17 protein-coding genes and 1 pseudogene are annotated in these 18,797 nt (G+C 63.8%); 10 read left to right on the forward strand and 8 right to left on the reverse strand.

Going from position 1 to position 18,797, the window contains the following annotated elements; all coding sequences use genetic code 11:
• Window positions 1–4: 4 nt before the first annotated feature.
• From NKH60_RS05365 to NKH60_RS05380, 4 genes are all read right to left on the reverse strand, one after another.
• Entirely contained in the window at window positions 5–817 is an 813-nt protein-coding gene (locus tag NKH60_RS05365; RefSeq protein WP_352833781.1) for an ABC transporter permease, read from the reverse strand.
• Window positions 810–1,739: an ABC transporter permease gene (locus NKH60_RS05370; protein ID WP_352524553.1), complete on the reverse strand. Its 930-nt coding sequence runs from the start codon at window positions 1,737–1,739 to the stop codon at window positions 810–812. Before NKH60_RS05370 ends, NKH60_RS05365 begins: the two co-directional genes overlap by 8 nt.
• Complete coding sequence (locus NKH60_RS05375; protein ID WP_352767160.1) at window positions 1,739–2,833, reverse strand: ABC transporter ATP-binding protein; 1,095 nt, start codon at window positions 2,831–2,833, stop codon at window positions 1,739–1,741. Before NKH60_RS05375 ends, NKH60_RS05370 begins: the two co-directional genes overlap by 1 nt.
• A gap of 139 nt (window positions 2,834–2,972) precedes the next feature.
• Window positions 2,973–4,640: an amidohydrolase gene (locus tag NKH60_RS05380; RefSeq protein WP_352814309.1), complete on the reverse strand. Its 1,668-nt coding sequence runs from the start codon at window positions 4,638–4,640 to the stop codon at window positions 2,973–2,975.
• 141 nt (window positions 4,641–4,781) lie between these two features.
• Between NKH60_RS05380 and NKH60_RS05385 the strand changes: the two genes are divergently transcribed.
• The 6 genes from NKH60_RS05385 (at window position 4,782) to NKH60_RS05410 (ending at window position 11,680) form a co-directional block, all read left to right on the forward strand.
• Entirely contained in the window at window positions 4,782–5,813 is a 1,032-nt protein-coding gene (locus tag NKH60_RS05385) for a histone deacetylase family protein (RefSeq protein ID WP_352539331.1), read from the forward strand.
• A 237-nt stretch (window positions 5,814–6,050) separates the two neighbouring features.
• Window positions 6,051–7,694 (forward strand): MFS transporter, encoded by a 1,644-nt coding sequence (locus NKH60_RS05390; protein WP_352469562.1) that lies wholly within the window; start codon window positions 6,051–6,053, stop codon window positions 7,692–7,694.
• A gap of 137 nt (window positions 7,695–7,831) precedes the next feature.
• Complete coding sequence (locus tag NKH60_RS05395) at window positions 7,832–8,692, forward strand: FAD binding domain-containing protein (protein ID WP_352742808.1); 861 nt, start codon at window positions 7,832–7,834, stop codon at window positions 8,690–8,692.
• The gene (locus NKH60_RS05400; protein WP_352539334.1) at window positions 8,692–9,168 is read left to right on the forward strand and encodes a (2Fe-2S)-binding protein; all 477 of its coding nucleotides are present in this window, start codon (window positions 8,692–8,694) and stop codon (window positions 9,166–9,168) included. Before NKH60_RS05395 ends, NKH60_RS05400 begins: the two co-directional genes overlap by 1 nt.
• Before the next feature lie 2 nt (window positions 9,169–9,170).
• On the forward strand, window positions 9,171–11,435 hold the full coding sequence (locus NKH60_RS05405) for a xanthine dehydrogenase family protein molybdopterin-binding subunit (RefSeq protein WP_352767312.1): 2,265 nt from the start codon (window positions 9,171–9,173) through the stop codon (window positions 11,433–11,435).
• Window positions 11,435–11,680: a MoaD/ThiS family protein gene (locus NKH60_RS05410; RefSeq protein WP_023675441.1), complete on the forward strand. Its 246-nt coding sequence runs from the start codon at window positions 11,435–11,437 to the stop codon at window positions 11,678–11,680. Before NKH60_RS05405 ends, NKH60_RS05410 begins: the two co-directional genes overlap by 1 nt.
• Before the next feature lie 85 nt (window positions 11,681–11,765).
• On the opposite strand, the gene NKH60_RS05415 is transcribed toward NKH60_RS05410, so the two are convergent.
• Window positions 11,766–12,218, reverse strand: coding sequence for an Lrp/AsnC family transcriptional regulator (locus NKH60_RS05415; RefSeq protein ID WP_352682548.1), 453 nt, complete (start codon window positions 12,216–12,218; stop codon window positions 11,766–11,768).
• A gap of 118 nt (window positions 12,219–12,336) precedes the next feature.
• On the opposite strand from NKH60_RS05415, the gene NKH60_RS05420 reads away from it, so the two are divergent.
• Complete coding sequence (locus tag NKH60_RS05420; protein WP_352837043.1) at window positions 12,337–13,347, forward strand: nucleoside recognition domain-containing protein; 1,011 nt, start codon at window positions 12,337–12,339, stop codon at window positions 13,345–13,347.
• A 57-nt stretch (window positions 13,348–13,404) separates the two neighbouring features.
• On the opposite strand, the pseudogene NKH60_RS05425 reads toward NKH60_RS05420, so the two are convergent.
• A pseudogene (locus NKH60_RS05425) lies at window positions 13,405–13,605 on the reverse strand (chloride channel protein); the annotation flags it as partial.
• Between the two features lie 179 nt (window positions 13,606–13,784).
• On the opposite strand from NKH60_RS05425, the gene NKH60_RS05430 reads away from it, so the two are divergent.
• Entirely contained in the window at window positions 13,785–14,069 is a 285-nt protein-coding gene (locus NKH60_RS05430) for an SCP2 sterol-binding domain-containing protein (RefSeq protein WP_352448193.1), read from the forward strand.
• Window positions 14,070–14,129: 60 nt separating this feature from the next.
• Here the strand turns inward: NKH60_RS05430 and NKH60_RS05435 are convergent, their stop codons facing one another.
• Together NKH60_RS05435 and odc2 are read right to left on the reverse strand one after the other, a co-directional pair.
• The gene (locus NKH60_RS05435) at window positions 14,130–14,732 is read right to left on the reverse strand and encodes a GNAT family N-acetyltransferase (RefSeq protein WP_352837053.1); all 603 of its coding nucleotides are present in this window, start codon (window positions 14,730–14,732) and stop codon (window positions 14,130–14,132) included.
• A 208-nt stretch (window positions 14,733–14,940) separates the two neighbouring features.
• Entirely contained in the window at window positions 14,941–16,074 is a 1,134-nt protein-coding gene (gene odc2 / locus NKH60_RS05440) for an ornithine/lysine decarboxylase (RefSeq protein ID WP_352612858.1), read from the reverse strand.
• 563 nt (window positions 16,075–16,637) lie between these two features.
• Here odc2 and NKH60_RS05445 point away from each other — a divergent pair.
• Window positions 16,638–17,837: an amidase gene (locus NKH60_RS05445; RefSeq protein WP_352837046.1), complete on the forward strand. Its 1,200-nt coding sequence runs from the start codon at window positions 16,638–16,640 to the stop codon at window positions 17,835–17,837.
• Between the two features lies 1 nt (window position 17,838).
• On the forward strand, window positions 17,839–18,738 hold the full coding sequence (locus tag NKH60_RS05450) for a LysR family transcriptional regulator (RefSeq protein ID WP_352469556.1): 900 nt from the start codon (window positions 17,839–17,841) through the stop codon (window positions 18,736–18,738).
• Window positions 18,739–18,797: the final 59 nt, after the last annotated feature.

Consider the following 18,797-nt stretch of genomic DNA (forward strand, 5'->3'; position numbering starts at 1 on the left):
TGACTCACTTGGCGCGGCGGCGCGCGATCAGGAACGATATCGAGACGAACAGGATCGACACCAGCAGCAGGATGGTGGAGATGGCATTGATCTCCGGCGTCATCGGCCGCCTGATCTGGTTCCAGATGTAGAGGGGCAGCGTCGTCTGCCCGGGGCCGGCGACCAGCTGCGTGATGGTGAAATCGTCGAAGGAGACGATGAAGGCGAGCGCCCCACCCGACAGGATGCCGGGAACCAGCAATGGCAGCGTTATGCGCCGGAAAGCATGCCAGGGCGTGGCATAGAGATCGGCCGCGGCAGCTTCGAGCGTCAGATCCATGTCCTCGAGACGCGCCCGGATCGGCATATAGGCGAAAGGAATGCAAAAGACGGTGTGGGCGAGGATCAGATTGCCGATGCCGAAATTGAGCCCGAGAGTGCCCGCGATCAGCGCAAAGAACGAGAGCGTTGCCACCGCCGTAATGATTTCCGGCACCATCAGCGGCAGGTTGATGACCATGAAGGCGGCCGACAGCCCGCGCCACGGCTTCACCCGGGTCATGCCGATCGCCGCCAGCGTCGCCGCGATCGTCGAGATGATGGTGGCGCTCACCGAGATGATCAGCGTGTTCTTGGCGGCGTTGTGGAATTCCTCGTTGAGCAGCGCACTGCCATACCAACTAAAGCCGATGCCTTCCCAACGAGTGACCAGCGACCCGGTGTTCAGCGAAAAGATCATCAGGATCAGGATCGGCGCGTAGAGCACGCAAAGGCAGATGATGGCGATCGAGCGGAAGCCCGGTTGGTCCTTGATATCGGCGCTGCGGGGGTCAGCCATGCCTCATCTTCCCCGACGTGTTGCGGACATAGAAGTAGAGCGCGACCAGCACCGCTGCCATCAGGATCAGCGCCTGCGCGCAGCCGAGCGGCCAGTTGCGCCCGGAGCCGAATTGCTGGGCGATGAGATCGCCGATCATCAGGTGGATACCGCCGCCGAGGATCAGCGGCGTCACATAGGCGCCGAGGGCCGGAATGAACACAAGCAGGCAGCCGGCGATGATGCCGGGCAGCGACAGCGGGATGATCACCCGCCATAGCACCTGCCGACGGGTCGCATAGAGATCGTAGGCGGCCTCGACCAGCCGGAAATCCAGCTTCTCCAGGCTGGAATAGAGCGGCAGCACCATGAACGGCAGGAACGAGTACAACAGGCCGAGCTGGATGGCGAAGTTGGTGTAGAGCATGGTGATAGGTTTCTCGATCACCCCCAGAGCCATCAGTGCGTTGTTGATGAGGCCCTCGTCGCGGATGATGAACATGATGGCGAGCGTGCGCACCAGCAGGTTCGACCAGAACGGGATGGTGATCAGCAGCACCCACCAGTTGCGCTGCGCCGGCGGTCGCGTGGCCATGAAATAGGCTGTCGGAAAGCCGAGCAGCAGGCAGATGACCGTCGTCACCACGGCGAAGACGAACGAGCGCAGATAGATAATCAGAAAATCCGGCGTAAACTGCAGCGTGTCGTCGAAAATATCGCGCTGGAACAGGAAGTTCAGATAGGCGTCTGTCGAGAACTTCCACTGCACGCCGCCGTAAGGTGCTGCGGCAAGAAATGAATAGATGAGGATGATGAGAAGCGGCAGCACGCCGAAAATGCCGATGATTATCAAAGCTGGTAACGAAAGCAGGCGGTGGCGCCTGGCGCTGGCCTTCTCCGCCTCTGCTTCGAACAATGCAGCTTGGGAAAACGTGACTGCCATCAATCCCTCAGCACTTGCGCGGCGTCGTTGCCGATCGAGACGCCGACCTTGTCGCCCCGCTCGAAACCGCAGCCTGCGCTGCGCGTGTTCTGCTGGCGCACGGTGAAGGCTTCGCCGCTGTCCAGTTGGACATGAATATGCGTGTCGGTGCCGAAATAGACGATGTTTTCGACGGTTCCGGAAAGATCGCCCTTGCCGCCGGTCAGCTTGGCGTGTTCCGGCCTGACCACCAGCGTCGCATTCTCCTTCGGCTGGAAGCCCTCAGCCACCGTCGCGTCGATCGTCGCGCCGGATTTTAGTGTCGCGCGCGCCTTGCCGTTGCCGATGCCGGTGATGGCCGCGGTCAGGAAATTGGTTTCGCCGATGAAGTCGGCGACGAAGCGCTCGGCCGGCTTGTCATAGATGTCCCAGGGCGTGCCGACCTGCAGGATCTTGCCGGCCGACATCACGGCGATGCGGTCGGACATGGTCAGCGCTTCTTCCTGGTCATGGGTGACGAAGATGAAGGTGATGCCGGTCTGGTGCTGCAGCCGTTTCAGTTCGATCTGCATTTCCTTGCGCAGCTTGTAGTCGAGTGCCGACAGCGGCTCGTCGAGCAACAGCACTTTCGGCTGCGGCGCCAGCGCGCGGGCCAGTGCGACGCGCTGCTGCTGGCCGCCGGAGATCTGGCTGGTGCGGCGGGCACTCAGCGCCTCCATCTTGACCAACTTCAGCATCTCGGCGACGCGCGCCTTGATTTCGGTCTTCGGCTTGCCCAGCATCTCCAGCCCGAAGCCGATATTCTCGGCCACTGTCATGTGCGGGAACAGCGCATAGGACTGGAAGACGGTGTTGACCGGCCGCTTGAACGGCGGCAGCGGCGCGATGTCGTGGCCGTGCAGCAGGATTTCGCCTTCGCTGGGAAAATCGAAGCCGGCGATCAGCCTGAGCAGCGTCGTCTTTCCGCAGCCCGACGGCCCCAGCAGCGTGAAGAACTCGTTCTCGCGGATCGACACCGAAACCGTGTCGAGAGCGGCGACTTGTGCGTCCCCGGTACCGAACACCTTGCGGACGCTGCGGACCTCGATTGCACTCTTACCCGGTTGATCCGGCACGCATTACCCCATTTTCATGTCCGCTCTTGATGGCGGATCCAGTTCCCATTCGATTGTCAGCATATGCCGGTCGGCTTGGCAACCATGCATCTGGATCTCGGTTCAGAACGCAAGCCCCATGCCATAGTCAGCGCCATCATCAACCCCGGTAAGTGATCTTGCCGCCGCAGATGGTGCTGACCGAACGCACCTTGTGCAAGGAAGCCGGTTCAGTTGCCTCGATATCGGCCGACAGCACCACCAGATCGGCCAGATAGCCTGGTTTCAGCCGGCCCTTACGGTGTTCCATGAATTCGGCATAGGCCCCTTCGACCGTATAGCCCGCAAGCGCTTCCAGCAGCGAGAAGCTCTGGTCGGGATCGCCCTCTGCCCAAGGTTTGCGCAGCACCGCCGCCTGAATGCCCAGGATCGGGTCGACCCGCGACACCGGCCAGTCGGAAGCGAAAACGACATGCGCGCCCGCCTGCTTCAGCGTCCGCCAGGCATAGCTGAGCGGCCATCTTTCGCGGCCAATGCGCGAGAGCGTCGGCTCCAGCGGGAAGTCCATGGCGCCGGGCGGGTGCGGCGGCTGCATCGAGGCGACGACGCCGAGTTCGGCAAAGCGCGGCACGTCGGCGGCAGTGGTGACCTCGATGTGCTCGACCCGGTGCCGGCTGTCGCGCCTGCCGTTCTTCCGCCGCGCCGCCTCGTAACCGTCGAGGACCGCGCGCACAGCGCCGTCGCCTATCGAATGCACGGCGATCTGCAGGCCGCGCCGGTCGGCCTCCACTGCCACCTCGGCGAAATGCTCTGGCGTGAACAGCGGCTCACCGCGCCAGCCCGGCCGGTCGGCATAGTCGTCGACCATGACCGCGGTCCAGCCTTCCAGCACGCCGTCGTAAAACATCTTGACCATGCCGGACGACAGCCATTCCGATCGATAGGAGTTGGCCATGCTCGATGCCTTTTCCAGCTTGTCGAGCGTCATGAAGTTCTTGAAATGAAAAGGTATCTTGGTGCGGCAGAGCAGCCGCCCTTCCTGCTCCAAACCGGCAAGCAGTTCGAGCTGGTAGAGATTGCCGTCCATGTTCTGGATCGAGGTGATGCCGTGGCGGGCGCACCATTCCAGACCGCGATGCATCAGGTCGCGATCGGCCGCGACTTCGGCTGCGGAGGGGTACGGTTCGGGCTCGCCGCCTGTCGCAAGGCCGAGCCGCACGCGGTTCTGCCCGGAAAGCTCGAGGATCGGCCCAAACGCCTCGCCCTCACGCAATTCGCCGGCCGCGAGGCCGTCGGCGCCCATGACGATCTCGTTGCCGGGGCCGAGTTGCTTGCCGTGCAGGATGCCGGCCAGCTTCAGCGCCTTGGTGTTGGCCCACATCGTGTGGTGATCGGAAGCCGACATGGCGAACGGCCGGTCGGCGATGATGCGGTCGAGATGATGGCGGGTGACCGGCTCTTCCTTGGAAAGGATGGTATAGTCGACGCCGGCCCCAAGCAGCAATTTGGCGTTCGGCCGTGCCGCAGCGTAGGCGCGGATCGCGTCGCTCAGCGCATCGAAGCCATGCACGCCCTGAAGGTGCAGATTGTCCAGTTCGGCGGCGCCGCCGAAAAGGTGCATATGTGCTTCGATGAAGCCCGGCACCACCGAACCGCCTTGCGCATCGATGATCTTCGTGGCCGGCCCTTTCAGCGCCTCGATCGTCCGGCGATCGCCAACCGCCAGGATGTTGCCGTCCTTTATCGCCACCGCTTCGGCTGTCGGATTGCCTTCGTCCATGGTCAGCACACGGGCATTGGTGACGATCAGGTCGGCATTTGAACTCATGATTACCCGCAGGTCGGTTGCGCTGCCGGCAGGCTAGACGACCGGCTGCCGGGCCAGCAAGCCATGGCTGGTTGGCCCAGCGCCTTGTGAAAGGCAGTGCAGGACGGTTAGGGTCGCCGCGTCTCACCACGGAACAATTTCATGAAGACTGTTTTTTCGCCTTTCCATGCCGGCCATTCCGGCAATGTCGAATTGATCGCCGGCGCCATCGTGCCGGCCTTTGAAAAGCCGTCGCGCGCCGAGTTCATCAGGGCGCGGGTGGAGAGCGAGAAGCTCGGTCCGATCCTGCCGCCGGAAAGCCACGACCTCGCCGCCGCCAGGAAGGTGCATGCCAGCGACTACATCGATTTCCTGCCGACCGTGTGGCCGCTCTGGGAAGCATCGGGCCGCAGCGGTTCGGCCATTCCCTTCACCTGGCCGACGCGCGGCCTGCGCGGCGACGTGCGCCCGAAAGGCATCGATGCGCTGCTCGGCTTCTACTCCTTCGACGGTGGCGCGACGTTCGTCAAAGGCACATGGGATGCGATCAAGTCGTCCTATGACGTCGCGTTGACCGCCGCCGCGCTGGTCAAGGCCGGTGAGCCTTCCGCCTTCGCGCTGTGCCGCCCGCCAGGGCACCATGCGGGGGCGGCCTTCATGGGCGGCTATTGCTTCATCAACAACGCCGCCGTCGCCGCGCAATGGTTCCGCGACCATGGCGCCGGGCGCGTTTCGATCCTCGACGTCGATTATCACCACGGCAACGGCACCCAGGAGATATTCTATCGCCGCGGTGACGTTCAGGTGCTGAACCTGCATGGCGATCCGATGACCGAATATCCCTTCTTCCTCGGCCATGCCGACGAGCGCGGCGAGGGCGACGGCGAAGGCTTCAACGACAATTACCCGATGCCCTTCGGCACCGGCTGGGAGGTGTGGAACGCCTCACTCGAGGACGCTTGCACGAGGCTTTCGGCTTATGCTCCTGATGTTGTCGTGGTTTCACTCGGTGTCGACACCTTCGAGAAGGACCCGATCAGCCAGTTCAAGCTGAAGACCCCCGACTATCCCAGGATCGGCCGCCGCATCGCCAGGCTCGGCCTGCCGACGCTGTTCGTCATGGAAGGCGGCTACGCCGTCGAGGAGATCGGCATCAACGCCGTCGGCGTGCTGACCGGCTTCGAGGACCGCTAGAAGTGCCGCCGGTGCCTGCCAATCAGATGGCAGCGCTCGGCAAGCGGTACCGCCTGCCTGACCGATCGTTCAGCCTGCGGCGGCACGCGCTGACCCGCCCGCTATCCTGTTGTTGGACCATGATGTTTTTCCAGAATGCGTTCGCCCTTTGCGAAATGATGTTCTATTTTTTGAACCCACGGCTTGCGGGGCCTATTGATCGGAAGAACAAACGCATTTGAGCCCGGGAAAGCATTTATGAACGACGACACACCGGAAAGCGAAAGCGCCTCGGCGCTGGCGCCGTTCCGGCACGGCATCTTCCGGGCGGTGTGGTCCGCCAGCCTCGTCTCCAACTTCGGTGGCCTCATCCAGGGCGTTGGCGCCGCCTGGATGATGACGACGATCGCCACCTCGTCCTACCAGGTGGCATTGGTCCAGGCCTCGACCACCTTGCCGATCATGCTCTTCGCGCTGCTGGCCGGCGCCATCGCCGACAGCTTCAACCGGCGCAAAGTCATGCTGATCGCCCAGATCTTCATGCTCGTCGTCTCGGCTCTCCTGACCGTCTTCACCTATCTCGACCTGATGACGCCGTGGACGCTGCTCGCCTTCACCTTCCTGATCGACAGCGGCACCGCGCTCAACAGTCCGTCCTGGCAGGCTTCGGTCGGCGACATGGTGCCTCGCACCAAGGTGCCGGCGGCGATCGCGCTCAACTCGATGGGCTTCAACCTGACGCGCAGCGTCGGCCCGGCGATCGGCGGCATCATCGTTGCCGCGGCAGGCGCTGCCGCGGCCTTCGCCGTCAACACGCTGAGCTATGTCGGCCTCATCGTCGTGCTGGCCCGCTGGAAGCCGGAACTGCCGGCATCGACCTTGCCGCGCGAGACGCTGGGCGCCGCCATGGGTGCCGGCCTGCGCTATGTCGCCATGTCGCCCAATATCGGCAAGGTGCTGGTCAGGAGCTCGGCTTTCGGCTTCAGCGCCGGCGCGGTCCTGGCACTGCTTCCGCTGGTCGCGCGTGACGTCGTCAAGGGCGATGCGCTGAGCTACGGCATCATGTTAGGGGCTTTCGGCATCGGCGCCGTCGGCGGCGCGCTGACCAGCGTCAGGCTGCGGCAGCTGCTGTCCAGCGAGACCATGGTACGCATGGCATTCGCCGGCTTCGCCGTCTGCGCCTTCAACGCCGCCGTCAGCGATCATGCCTGGCAGACGTCGCTCGGCCTGCTGCTCGGCGGCGCCTGCTGGGTGACGGCGCTGTCGCATTTCAACGTCACCGTGCAGATGTCGACGCCGCGCTGGGTGGTCGGCCGCGTGCTTTCGGTCTACCAGACCGCGACCTTCGGCGGCATCGCGCTCGGCAGCTGGGTCTGGGGTGTCGTTGCCGACGCGCATGGCGCCGAAGTCGCCCTGATGGCGGCCAGCGTCGCCATGCTGGCGGGAGGCGCCATCGGCCTGCTGCTGCCGCTGCCGCAGCAGGCCGTGCTCAACCTCGATCCGCTCAACCGTTTTCAGGAGCCGCATCTGGCGCTTGATCTCAAGCCGCGCAGCGGTCCCATCGCCATCATGATCGAATATGTCATCCGCAACGAGGACGTACCGGAATTCCTCGCCACCATGGCCGAGCGCGGCCGCATCCGCCGCCGTGATGGCGCCCGCAACTGGACCTTGGCGCGCGATCTCGAAAATCCCTCGATATGGATCGAGCACTACCACACGCCGACCTGGGTCGAATATATCCGCCACAATCGGCGCGCCACCTACGCCGACGCCGTCATCGGCGAGCGCATAAGGGCGCTGCACAGCGGCAACGAGCCACCGCGCGTCCGCCGCATGATCGAGCGCCCGACGACAGCCGGCACCGCGCTGGTGATGCCGAAGGGACCGATCGAGCATTAGTGGCTGGCGGTGCGTCCAGTTGGACGAGCAAAATGAGATTGCGGCGCCTGGCCCAATCCGCGAGTGCACGAACAGGATGGCCATTGTGGAGAGACGGTTATATCAGTTGGTGTGACTATGACCACTAAGGGGAGACGATGCGCTACATACGTCCGCTTTCAATGGAAGATGCCGTTGGCCAGTTGGCCGGATCAGCCGGCACGGCCGCCATCCTCGCCGGAGGCAGCGACCTCTTGGTGCGAATGAAAGGCGGGTTTATCGAACCCGACCTGATCGTCGATATCAAGGCGATCGACGGGCTTGGCGAGATCAGGGAAACAGCCGAGGGCTTCAGCATCGGCGCGGCGGTCTCCTGCGCATTGCTGGGCGAGAACACGGCCCTGCAGAAGGCATGGCCTGGCGTCGTCGAAGCGGCCAAGCTGATCGGCTCGAAGCAGGTGCAGGGACGCTGCACCATCGTCGGCAATCTGTGCAACGCCTCGCCGGCCGCCGACAGCGTGCCGGCGCTGGTCGCCGCTGGCGCCAAGGCTGTGGTCGTCGGCCCGGGAACCAGGCGCACGATTGCCGTGCAAGCGGTGCCGACTGGGCCGGGCAAGACGTCGCTGGCCAAGGGCGAGATCATCGAGGCAATCCTGCTCGACAGCCGTCTGCCGCGTTCGGGCGATGCCTATCTGCGTTTCATTCCGCGCACGGAGATGGACATAGCGGTGGTAAGCGCCGGCGTGAACTTGACGCTCGATGAGCAAGGTCGCGTCAAATCCGCCCGTCTGGCGTTGGGCGCCGTGGCGCCGACGGTGATTCTGGTCGAGGAGGCCGCCGAGGTTCTCATCGGCTCCAAGCTGGACGAAGCCACGCTGGAGAGGCTCGCCAAGGTCTGCTCGGGCGCCTGCCGGCCGATCGACGACAAGCGCGGCACCATCGAATTCAGACGGAAAGTCGCGGGTGTGCTGGCCAAGCGGGCCGCCACGACCGCCTATGCACGCGCAGGAGGCAAATGATGGCTGGTGTGGCAGTATCAACGACAATCAACGGCGACAATGTCGAGTTCCTTTGCCAGCCGGACGAGACGCTGCTTGATGTCCTGCGCGACCGCCTGGGGCTGACGGGCGCCAAGGAAGGCTGCGGCACCGGCGACTGCGGGGCCTGCAGCATCATCCTCGACGATCGGCTGGTGTGCTCGTGCCTGGTGCTCGGCGCGGAGGCCGAGGGCCGGCACGTCGAGACCATCGAGGGCATGGCGCACGGCGACAGGCTGCATCCGCTGCAGCAGAAATTCCTGGAGCACGCCGCACTTCAATGCGGCGTCTGCACGCCGGGCTTTTTGATAGCGGCGAAGGACCTTTTGGCCAAGAACCCCGATCCGACCGAGGAGGAGATCCGCTTCGGCCTCGCCGGGAACCTCTGCCGCTGCACCGGCTATGACAAGATCGTGCGTGCCGTTCAGGACGCGGCCAGCGTGATGAAGGGAGCATGACGATGAATTTCGATCCGCGTTACTCCGGACGCAATTTCACCTCTGTCGGCACGCGTCCCATCCGTCCCGACGGCGTCGACAAGGTGACGGGCCGCGCACGCTATGGCGCCGACTTCAACATGGCCGGGCAACTGGTCGGGCGCGTTCTCAGAAGCCCCCATGCGCATGCCACGATCAGGAAGATCGACACGTCGAAGGCGGAGAAGCTCGCCGGCGTCAAGGCCGTGATCACCGCGGCCGACCTGCCCGACCTCACCGACGGCGATGCCGCCATGTACGACATCCTCGACAACTGCATGGCGCGCAAGAAAGCGCTCTATGACGGCCATGCCGTGGCCGCGGTGGCTGCGGTCGATGCCCGCACGGCGAGGCAGGCACTGAAGCTGATCGAGGTCGACTACGAGGTGCTGCCGCATGTCACCGACGTCGACGAGGCGATGAAGCACTCCGCACCTCTGGTCAACGACGCCATCTTCACCGAGGGCCTCGAGCAAAAGCCCGTCAAGCCTTCCAATGTCACCAAGCGCACCCAGTACGGCCATGGCGACATCCACGTAGGTTTCGGCCAGGCCGACTTCGTCGTCGAGCGCTCCTTCAAGACCGAGCAGACGCACCAGGGTTATATCGAGCCGCATGCCTGCGTGGCCAATGTCAGCTCCGACGGCACCGCCGACCTGTGGGTCTGTACGCAAGGCCATTTTGTCTACCGCCAACATTGCGCCCAACTGCTTGGCATGGAAGCCTCGAAGCTGCGCGTCACCTCCTCGGAGATCGGCGGCGGTTTCGGCGGCAAGACCCATGTCTGGGCCGAGCCGGTGGCACTGGCGCTGTCACGCAAGGCCGGGCGGCCGGTCAAGCTGGTCATGACGCGCGACGAGGTGTTCCGCGCCTCCGGCCCGACCAGCGCCACCTCGATCGACGTTCGGATCGGCGCCCGCAAGGACGGCACGATCACGGCGGCCGAGGCGACGCTGCGCTATAGCTGCGGCCCCTATGCCGGTACGTGGGCCGAGATCGGCGCCATGACGGCCTTTGCCTGCTACAAGCTCGAGAACGTCAGGACGGTCGGCTACGAAGTGCTGGTCAACCGGCCCAAGACCGCGGCCTATCGCGCGCCGTCGGCTCCGATGGCGGCGTTTGCAGTGGAAAGTGCGGTCGACGAGCTGGCCAAGGAGATCGGCATGGACCCGGTCGAGTTCCGGATCAGGAACGCGGCGCAGGAAGGCACCAGATCGTCCTATGGACCGGTATACGGCCCGATCGGCATCGGGCCGACGCTGGAGGCGGTGAAGAACCATCCGCACATGAAGGCGCCGCTCGGCAAGAACCAGGGCCGCGGAATGGCCTGCGGCTTCTGGTTCAATTTCGGTGGCCAGACCTGCACCGACCTCAACATCGGCATGGACGGCTCGGTCTCGCTTGCCGTCGGCACGGTCGATGTGGGTGGTTCCCGCGCGTCGCTTTCGCTGGTCGCGGCGGAGGAGCTCGGCATCCCCTATGAGCAGGTCAAGGCGGTGGTCGCCGATACCTCCAGCCTCGGCTACAACGACATGACGGACGGCAGCCGCGGCACCTTCTCCTCCTCCATGGCGACGATCTCGGCCGCCCGCAACGCCATCAAGGTGTTGCGGGAACGCGCCGCACAGATGTGGGACATTCCCGTCGACGATGTGGTCTGGGAAAAAGGTCACGCGATTGCCAAGGGCGAGAAATACGGCAACCTTGCAGCATTGTCGCTGAAGGAGATCGCAGCCGCGTCAGGGAAGACGGGGGGACCGATCGCAGGCCACAGTGAACTCGTCGCCGACGGCGCCGGCGTCTCCTTCGCCACCCATATCTGCGATATCGAGGTCGATCCCGAGACCGGCTCCACCAGGGTGCTGCGCTATACCGTCGTTCAGGACGCCGGCAAGGCGGTGCATCCGACCTATGTCGAGGGGCAATACCAGGGCGGTGCCGCACAAGGCATCGGCTGGGCGCTCAACGAGGAGTATATCTACGGCAAGGACGGGCGGCTGCAGAACCCTGGCTTCCTCGACTACCGGATCCCGGTCTGCTCGGACCTGCCGATGATCGACACGCAGATCCTCGAGATCCCCAATCCCAACCATCCCTACGGGGTGCGCGGCGTCGGCGAGACCTCGATCGTGCCGCCGCTGGCGGCGATCGCCAATGCGGTGTCGAACGCCGCGGGCGTGCGCATGACCCATATCCCGATGTCGCCGCCGCGCATCCTGGCGGCGATCGAGGCGGAACGGGGAGGCTGATGGTCGAAGTAACGCTCTGGGGGTCGCTCGGCGCGATCGCCGGAGGCAAGAGCAAGGTCGAAATCGAGGCGAAGGATATTCGGGAGCTGTTCAGGAAACTGGCTGAGCAGTATCCCGGCCTCGAGCCCTACATCGATCGCGGCATCGCCGTCGCCATCGACGGGACGATCTACCGCGACACCTGGTCGAAAGAACTGCCGGAAGGGGCGGAGATTTTCCTGCTGCCGCGCCTTGCCGGGGGATGATTTGGGCTCGAGCTCAAGCCGCGCTCCGTGCGGCCAATGCTCGTTTATGAATTCGCGGCCTAGCAAGTCTATCGCAACCTAACATCTACAGTGGAATTGCGGTCACTTCTTTGGCCGTTCGGATCACGAACATCGTGTGGTACCGCGCGACGTTGCTTCGGTCTCGGAACAGTCGCTCGCACAGCGCATCGAACTCTTCCATATCCGTCAGGCGGAGCATGAGGACGGCGTCGGTTTCGCCGCTTACACTGTGGGCCTGAGTGACGGCCGGTTCCTGGGCGGCCAACTCGAGAAAGTCCCGCATATACTGCTCACCATGACGCTCCAGTTCGACGGTGACGATCGCCTTCAAGCCCCGGCCAGCCTTTGCCGGTGCGAGAAGCGCGACGACGCGGCTGATGACACCGCTTTTCTTCAGTCGTCGTATGCGGCGCAGGCAGCTCGAAGGGGAAAGCCCGATTAACCCCGCCAGTTTGGCGTTAGTTCGTGAGGCATCATCCTGGAGCAGGTTGAGAAGCCTTCTGTCGATCTTGTCCATGTCGGTCGCGCTCAGCGTCGGTGCGTTGCAATTTTATTGCACGGAATCGCAAACTTTGACCACAAATGCGAAGCGTCTCACGCTACTCAGATGGCTCCAGGGATGATGGAGCAGCATGATGGCAATTTGCGCCGCCTTCTATCGCAAGACATTGGAGACGCTTGAAATCTATTGGGAACTGGTTCGCGTGATCGTTCCGGTTGCGATTGCCACGCGGCTGCTGCAGGACCTTGGCGTCATCCAGGCGATTTCTCCGTTCTTCTCCCCGCTCATGTTGCAGGTGGGGTTGCCACCTGAACTCGCCTTTGCCTGGCTGACGGGATTGCTGGTCGGGATCTGGGGCGCGCTTGTGATCGTATTCACCTTGGTTCCGGTTTCGGCGCTCAGCACTGCCGACATGACGGTTCTTTCGGCTCTCTTGCTGTTTGCACATGCTATTCCGATCGAGCAACGGATCATTAAGAGGGCCGGGCCGAGCTTCCTGGTCACCGCGGCGCTTCGTATTGGCGGGGGTTTGGTCTTTGCTGTCCTTCTGCATCAGATATTCGCCGTGACCGGATGGCTGTCAGGACCGGTGAAGCCGGCGTGGATGCCGACAAATGAAAGCACCGACTGGGGCGGCTTTCTCCTGGGTACGCTCAAAACCCTGGGCATCATGCTCGTTGTTCTGCTTGCGCTGAGCTGGGTGATCGAGCTTCTCAAGATGTCGGGCATTTTGGAGTGGATGAACAGAGGGCTTGCACCGCTCTTTCGGCTCGCCGGCATCGAAAAGCAGACGGTACCTTTCGCCGCTGTCGGCCTGTTTCTCGGGATTTCCTATGGCGCAGGACTGCTGATCCGCGAGGCGCGCACGCCTAGCGCGGAGCCGCGTCAGATATTCCTTGCCTGCGTGTTCATGGGTTTTGCCCATAGCCTCATTGAGGATACGTTGGTCGTTGTCACACTTGGCGCTGATGTTACGAGCGTGCTTCTCGGTCGCCTAGCGTTTGCCGTGCTCGCGACCGCCGTGATCGCAAAAGTAATCAAGGCGGTTCCCGACGCTCTTTTCTTCAAGACACTCTTCCACAAGGAAGAAGACAGTCCGCGCAATCGGATTTCGGAGCCGGCGATTAGCGGGCCGTTGACGTGAGCCCTCCTTACGCAGCAGCCGACATGTGTGTCGAATCGCTATCGGGACAGGACGCGGCTACCCCTCGCCCGACAGATCGCGCCGCGCCTTGTCGAGTTCTTCGGCATAGCGCCGCATCAGGTGGCCTTCGGTCAGCAGCCCGACCACCTTGCGGTCGGTGAAATCCTCGACCACCGCCAATTCCTCGGCGCCGGCGCGCTGGAAGGTCTCTGCCGCCGACTGCACGTTCATGCTCGGCACCAGCACCGCATCCCTGAATTTGGCGAAGGACAGCACCGGCAACCATGCCCGCGTGATGCTGCGGCGATAAAGCCCATCTTCACCTCGGGGAACTGCGTTGACGTAAACGTCAACCCGAAGCTATATGCGCCGGCGGCCGTGGCTGTAAAACCAGGCAAGCGGCGAGCGACGAACGCAAGCAGACGAGGAGAACCGCCATGAGCGTTCAGGAGATTGCCGACAACATCAGGTCGCGCGTGGCGAGTGCCGGGTTCGATCGCTCGGTGAAATTCGACACCGGCAGCGACGGCGTCATCGTCATCGACGGCGCCGATGTCTCGACCACCGATGCGCCGGCCGATTGCACCATAAAGCTGTCGCTCGACGATCTGGACTCGCTGATATCAGGCGACCTCAACCCGACGATGGCCTTCATGTCCGGCAAGATAAAGGTCGAAGGCGACATGAGCGTCGCCATGGCGCTGAGCCAGCTGATCGGCTGATCCACTCCGGTCAGGGATGAAAACAAGCCGCCGTGCAATGGGCGGCTTGTTTCTGATCCGTCACGCAGCGAGCGGCAGCCTCTGCGCCTTCAACTTGCGCCCTGCCGCCTTCAGGGTGCCTTGCGCGCCGTCGAGCGCGCCGACAACCAGTTCCCGCGCCAGCAGGCGGTGCCGCTCGTAAGGCCCCGGCATGGCCAGCGAGCCGGTCTTTGCGGCCGAAAACCCGAAGCGCTCGTAATAGGGCGCGTCGCCGACCAGCAGGATCGCCACATGGCCAAGCCGCTCGGCCTCGGTGACCGCATGGCGCATCAGCGCCGAGCCGATGCCGGCATTTTTCAGCGCCGGGTCGACCGCAAGCGGGCCGAGCAGCAGCGCTGCCGTGCCGCCCTCGCCCAGCACCACGTCCCACAGCCGCACCGTGCCGGCAACAGTGCCCGACGCATCGCGCGCGACAAAGGCAAGGCCCTCCGAAGGCCGGCGGCCGCGCCGCAGCTTTTCCGACGACTTCTTCCGGCGCTTCGGCCCCATGGCGCGATCGAGCAAAGCCTCGCGCGCCGGGACGTCGGCGGCGGTTTCGGCGACGACCGCAATCTCCGCCCTCGAGGGGGAGATGTCGCCGAAGGCGACAGAGGGGGTTGTCGCGCGTGAAGCGCCGGCCTCCATCTGCGGCAGGAGGCCGAGTCCAGTCGAACCGACCCCCTCTGGCCGCTTCGCGGCCATCTCCCCCTCGAGGGGGGAGATTCCCACGCCTTCAACAATGAGATCTGCAATGTTCATTTCCGCGATCCTGCACAAGCGGATTGTTCCACAGGCGAGCCTGGGCGGGCGACAGGCGCCCACCGGGGATGATCTGAGCAACTCTTGCGAGCCCTCAGATCACGTAGGATCGGAGAGGCTCGAAGCCGTTGAAGGCGACCGAGGCGTAGGTCGTCGTGTAGGCGCCGGTGCCCTCGATCAGCACCTCGTCGCCGATGGTCAGCGACAGGGGCAGCGGGTACGGCGTCTTTTCGTACATCACGTCGGCCGAATCGCAGGTCGGGCCGGCGAGCACGCAAGGCGCGGTCTCGCTGCCGTCATGCGCGGTGACGATCGGGTAGCGGATCGCCTCGTCCATCGTCTCGGCGAGACCGCCGAACTTGCCGATGTCGAGGAACACCCAGCGCACATTGTCGTTATCGGCTTTCTTCGAGATCAGCACGACTTCCGACTTGATGACGCCGGCATTGCCGACCATGCCGCGGCCCGGCTCGATGATCGTCTCGGGGATCGCGTTGCCGAAATGCTTCCTGAGCGCCGAGAAGATCGCCTGGCCGTAGGCCTGCGCCACCGGCACATCCCTGAGATAGCGGGTCGGGAAGCCGCCGCCCATATTGACCATCTTCAGCACGATGCCTTCGTCGGCCAGCGTCGCGAACACCTTCTTGGCGTCGGCCAGCGCGCGGTCCCAGGCGGTCAGGTCGGTCTGCTGCGAGCCGACATGGAACGACACGCCATAAGCATCGAGACCGAGCGCCCTGGCATGGCGCAGCACGTCGACCGCCATCGCCGGCACACAGCCGAACTTGCGCGACAGCGGCCATTCGGCGCCCTCGCCGTCGGTCAGGACGCGGCAGAACACGCGGGCGCCGGGAGCGACGCGAGCGATCTTCTCGACCTCCTCGACGCAGTCCACCGCAAACAGCTTGATGCCGAGCTGGTAGGCGCGCTGGATGTCGCGCTCCTTCTTGATGGTGTTGCCGAAGGAGATGCGGTCCGCCGGCGCACCGGCGTCCATCGCCATCTCGACTTCGGCAACGGAAGCGGTGTCGAAGGACGAGCCCATCGCAGCAAGCAGGCGCAGGATTTCCGGCGCCGGATTTGCTTTCACCGCATAGTAGATTTTCGAATCGGGAAGCGCCTTCTCGAAGGCGCGGAAATTGTCGCGCACGACATCGAGGTCGACGACCAGGCACGGGCCGTTCGGACGTCGGGTGGCGAGAAAGTCAAGGATGCGCTGAGTAGCCATCGGGTCTCTCCATCAGCGCCTTGCGGCGCGCACAAAGGCTTGCGGACGCGGGCTCTCGACCTCGCGAACACGCGGTGGACAAAGGCGGGACGTCAAATCCATGGAACCAGCCGGTGGAGACCCCGGAACCATGAAGCGCCGTCTCGCGGCGGTGAACCTTGGCCTTGCCCGGCCTCGGTTCGCTTTGTCTGCCTTGGCTTGGATGGGAGACCCGTCCGCACTGCCGGCAATGAAGGTGTGCCTCTTCAGTAACCCCGGTCTTTGGACGACCGGCAGAACACCAGAAAGGCCCGCACCGTCGTTGCTTCAAGGTGTCCTCGGTTGGCGGTTGGCCGCTAAACCGACTGGAGGGGTTGGCTCCAGTTACCTTACCGATTACCCTCACCATTCGAGGATCGGCGGACACCCACAGGCACGTGCGACTTTGGGCAAGCGCGATATAAGATCGAAAGATTTCACAATCAATAAAAATCGTATGGCAGGTTGTAAAATTTGTGGCATCGAACAATGCTGCGGCAACCAGAAGAACAATGCTGCGGCAAGCACATCCGGATATCGAACGCATGACAGGCACTCGCGGCCCGCTGAACGTTTTTCTCGATCTTGATCAAGTCCCTGTTACCAATGCGCAATCCGGCCCGCTTGCCGGCTTGCGGCTTGCCGTAAAGGACATCTTCGACGTCGCCGGCTACCGCACCGGCTGCGGCAATCCGCAGAAATACCGGGACGCTTCACCGGCCATGGCGACCGCGCCGGCCGTCCAGGCGCTGCTTGATTCGGGCGCCCGCTTCGTCGGCAAGACGCAGACCGACGAGCTCGCATTTTCCCTGCTGGGGCTGAACGCGCATTTCCCGTCGCCCATCAACCCGGCAGCACCCGACCGCGTCACCGGCGGCTCGTCCTCCGGTTCTGCCGCGGCAGTCGCCGGCGGGCTGGCCGACATTGCAACCGGATCGGACACCGGCGGCTCGATCCGAGCGCCGGCAAGCTTCTGCGGCCTGATCGGCCTCAGGACGACGCATGGCCGTATCCCACTCGACGGCGCCATGCCGCTGGCGCCTTCGCTGGACACATTCGGTTGGTTCGCAAGCGACATCGTCATCTACGAAAAGGTCGGCACGGTGCTGCTCGGCGACGATCCGCATTCCCATGAACTGAGACGCCCCGTCACTCTCGCTGCGCTGGACGGCCTCGTGCTCGGCCCGCACGAGGCCGACGAATATCGCGCCATGCTCCGCAGTGTCGCTTCGGTGCTGGGCGCACCGCGCAGCGTCGGCCCGCTGTCGCATTCGACCGACGATCTCTATTGGTGCTTCCGCAAGCTGCAAGGCTATGAAGCCTGGCAAAGTCACGGCGCCTGGATCGCCGGCGGCGACCGCATGCTGGGACCCGGTGTCAAGGAGCGTTTCGAGCACGGCGCGACAATCGACGCGGCAACCGCGCAATGTGAAACGGAACGTCGCGTTTCGTTTCGCCTCGAACTGGCCGGCCTGCTTGGCGACGACGGCGTTCTTGTGCTTCCAACCGCTCCTGGTGCCGCGCCGCTCAAGGCCGCGTCATTCGACGATTTGCAGACCTATCGCGAGCGGGCGCTGAGACTGCTCTGCCTTTCCGGCCTGTCCGGCTTTCCGCAAATCACGCTGCCGCTCGGCAAGACCGGCGGGGCGCCGTTCGGCCTTTCGCTGCTCGGTCCGAAGAACAGCGACCGGCAGCTGATTGCGCTGGCCGCCCGCATCCTTTCGGCCCACCAAGGAGGCGCATGACATGGATACGCTGACCCGCATGCGCGCCTTCATCGACGTGGTCGAGGCCGAAGGATTTTCGGCGGCGGCGCGCAAGATCGGCCGCTCGAAGGCGCTATTGTCGAAATATGTGCGCGAGCTGGAGGACGAGCTCGGCGCGCTGCTGCTCAACCGCACCACCAGGCAGTTTTCCCTGACCGAGGCCGGCCACACCTATTACCGGCGCGCCTCGGAGATCGTGCGCGAGGTCGACAGCCTTGCCGATGCGGTGCGCGAATCCTCCGGCGACGTGCGCGGCAGGATCAAGCTGTCGGCGCCGCGCACCTTTGCCGACGCGCCGATCGGCCAATCGCTGATCGACTTCGCCAAGCAGCATCCCGACATCGTGCTCGACATTCATCTCGACGACCGCTTCGTCGATCTGGTCGAAGAGGGTTTCGATCTGGCAGTGCGCATTTCGCGGCTGGAAAATTCCTCACTGATCGCCAGACGCCTGGCGCCATTTTCGGTACGGCTTTGCGCGTCTCCTGAACTGATCGCCAGGCACGGCATGCCGGTCAGGCCGCAAGACCTTGCCCGCGTGCCTTGCATCATCGACACCAATGGGCGCTGGCTCACCAACTGGCCGTTCAAAGGCGACAGCGGCGATACGGTGAGCGTTTCGGTTTCCGGCCCGATCGAGGTCAACAGCCCGATGGCGGCAAGGGCCGCTGCCGTGGCTGGATTGGGATTTTCCGTCCTGCCGGATTTCATCGCCGCGCCCGACATCGAAAGCGGCAAGCTGCTGACTGCGCTGGATGACCGCATTCTGCCCGGCGGCGGCATTTTTGCCGTCTATCCGCACCGGCGCTATCTGCCTGCAAAAGTTCGCGTTTTCGTCGACTTCCTGGTGCAGTGGTTCAAGACGCTGGACAACGCATGAGCTTTCAGCCGCGTTGCGGTCCCATTTTCGCCCGCTTTCTGGTAACTGTCGGCAATTCA

It is taken from the genome of Mesorhizobium sp. M1006, assembly GCF_040318825.1.
Taxonomy (GTDB): Bacteria; Pseudomonadota; Alphaproteobacteria; order Rhizobiales; family Rhizobiaceae; genus Mesorhizobium.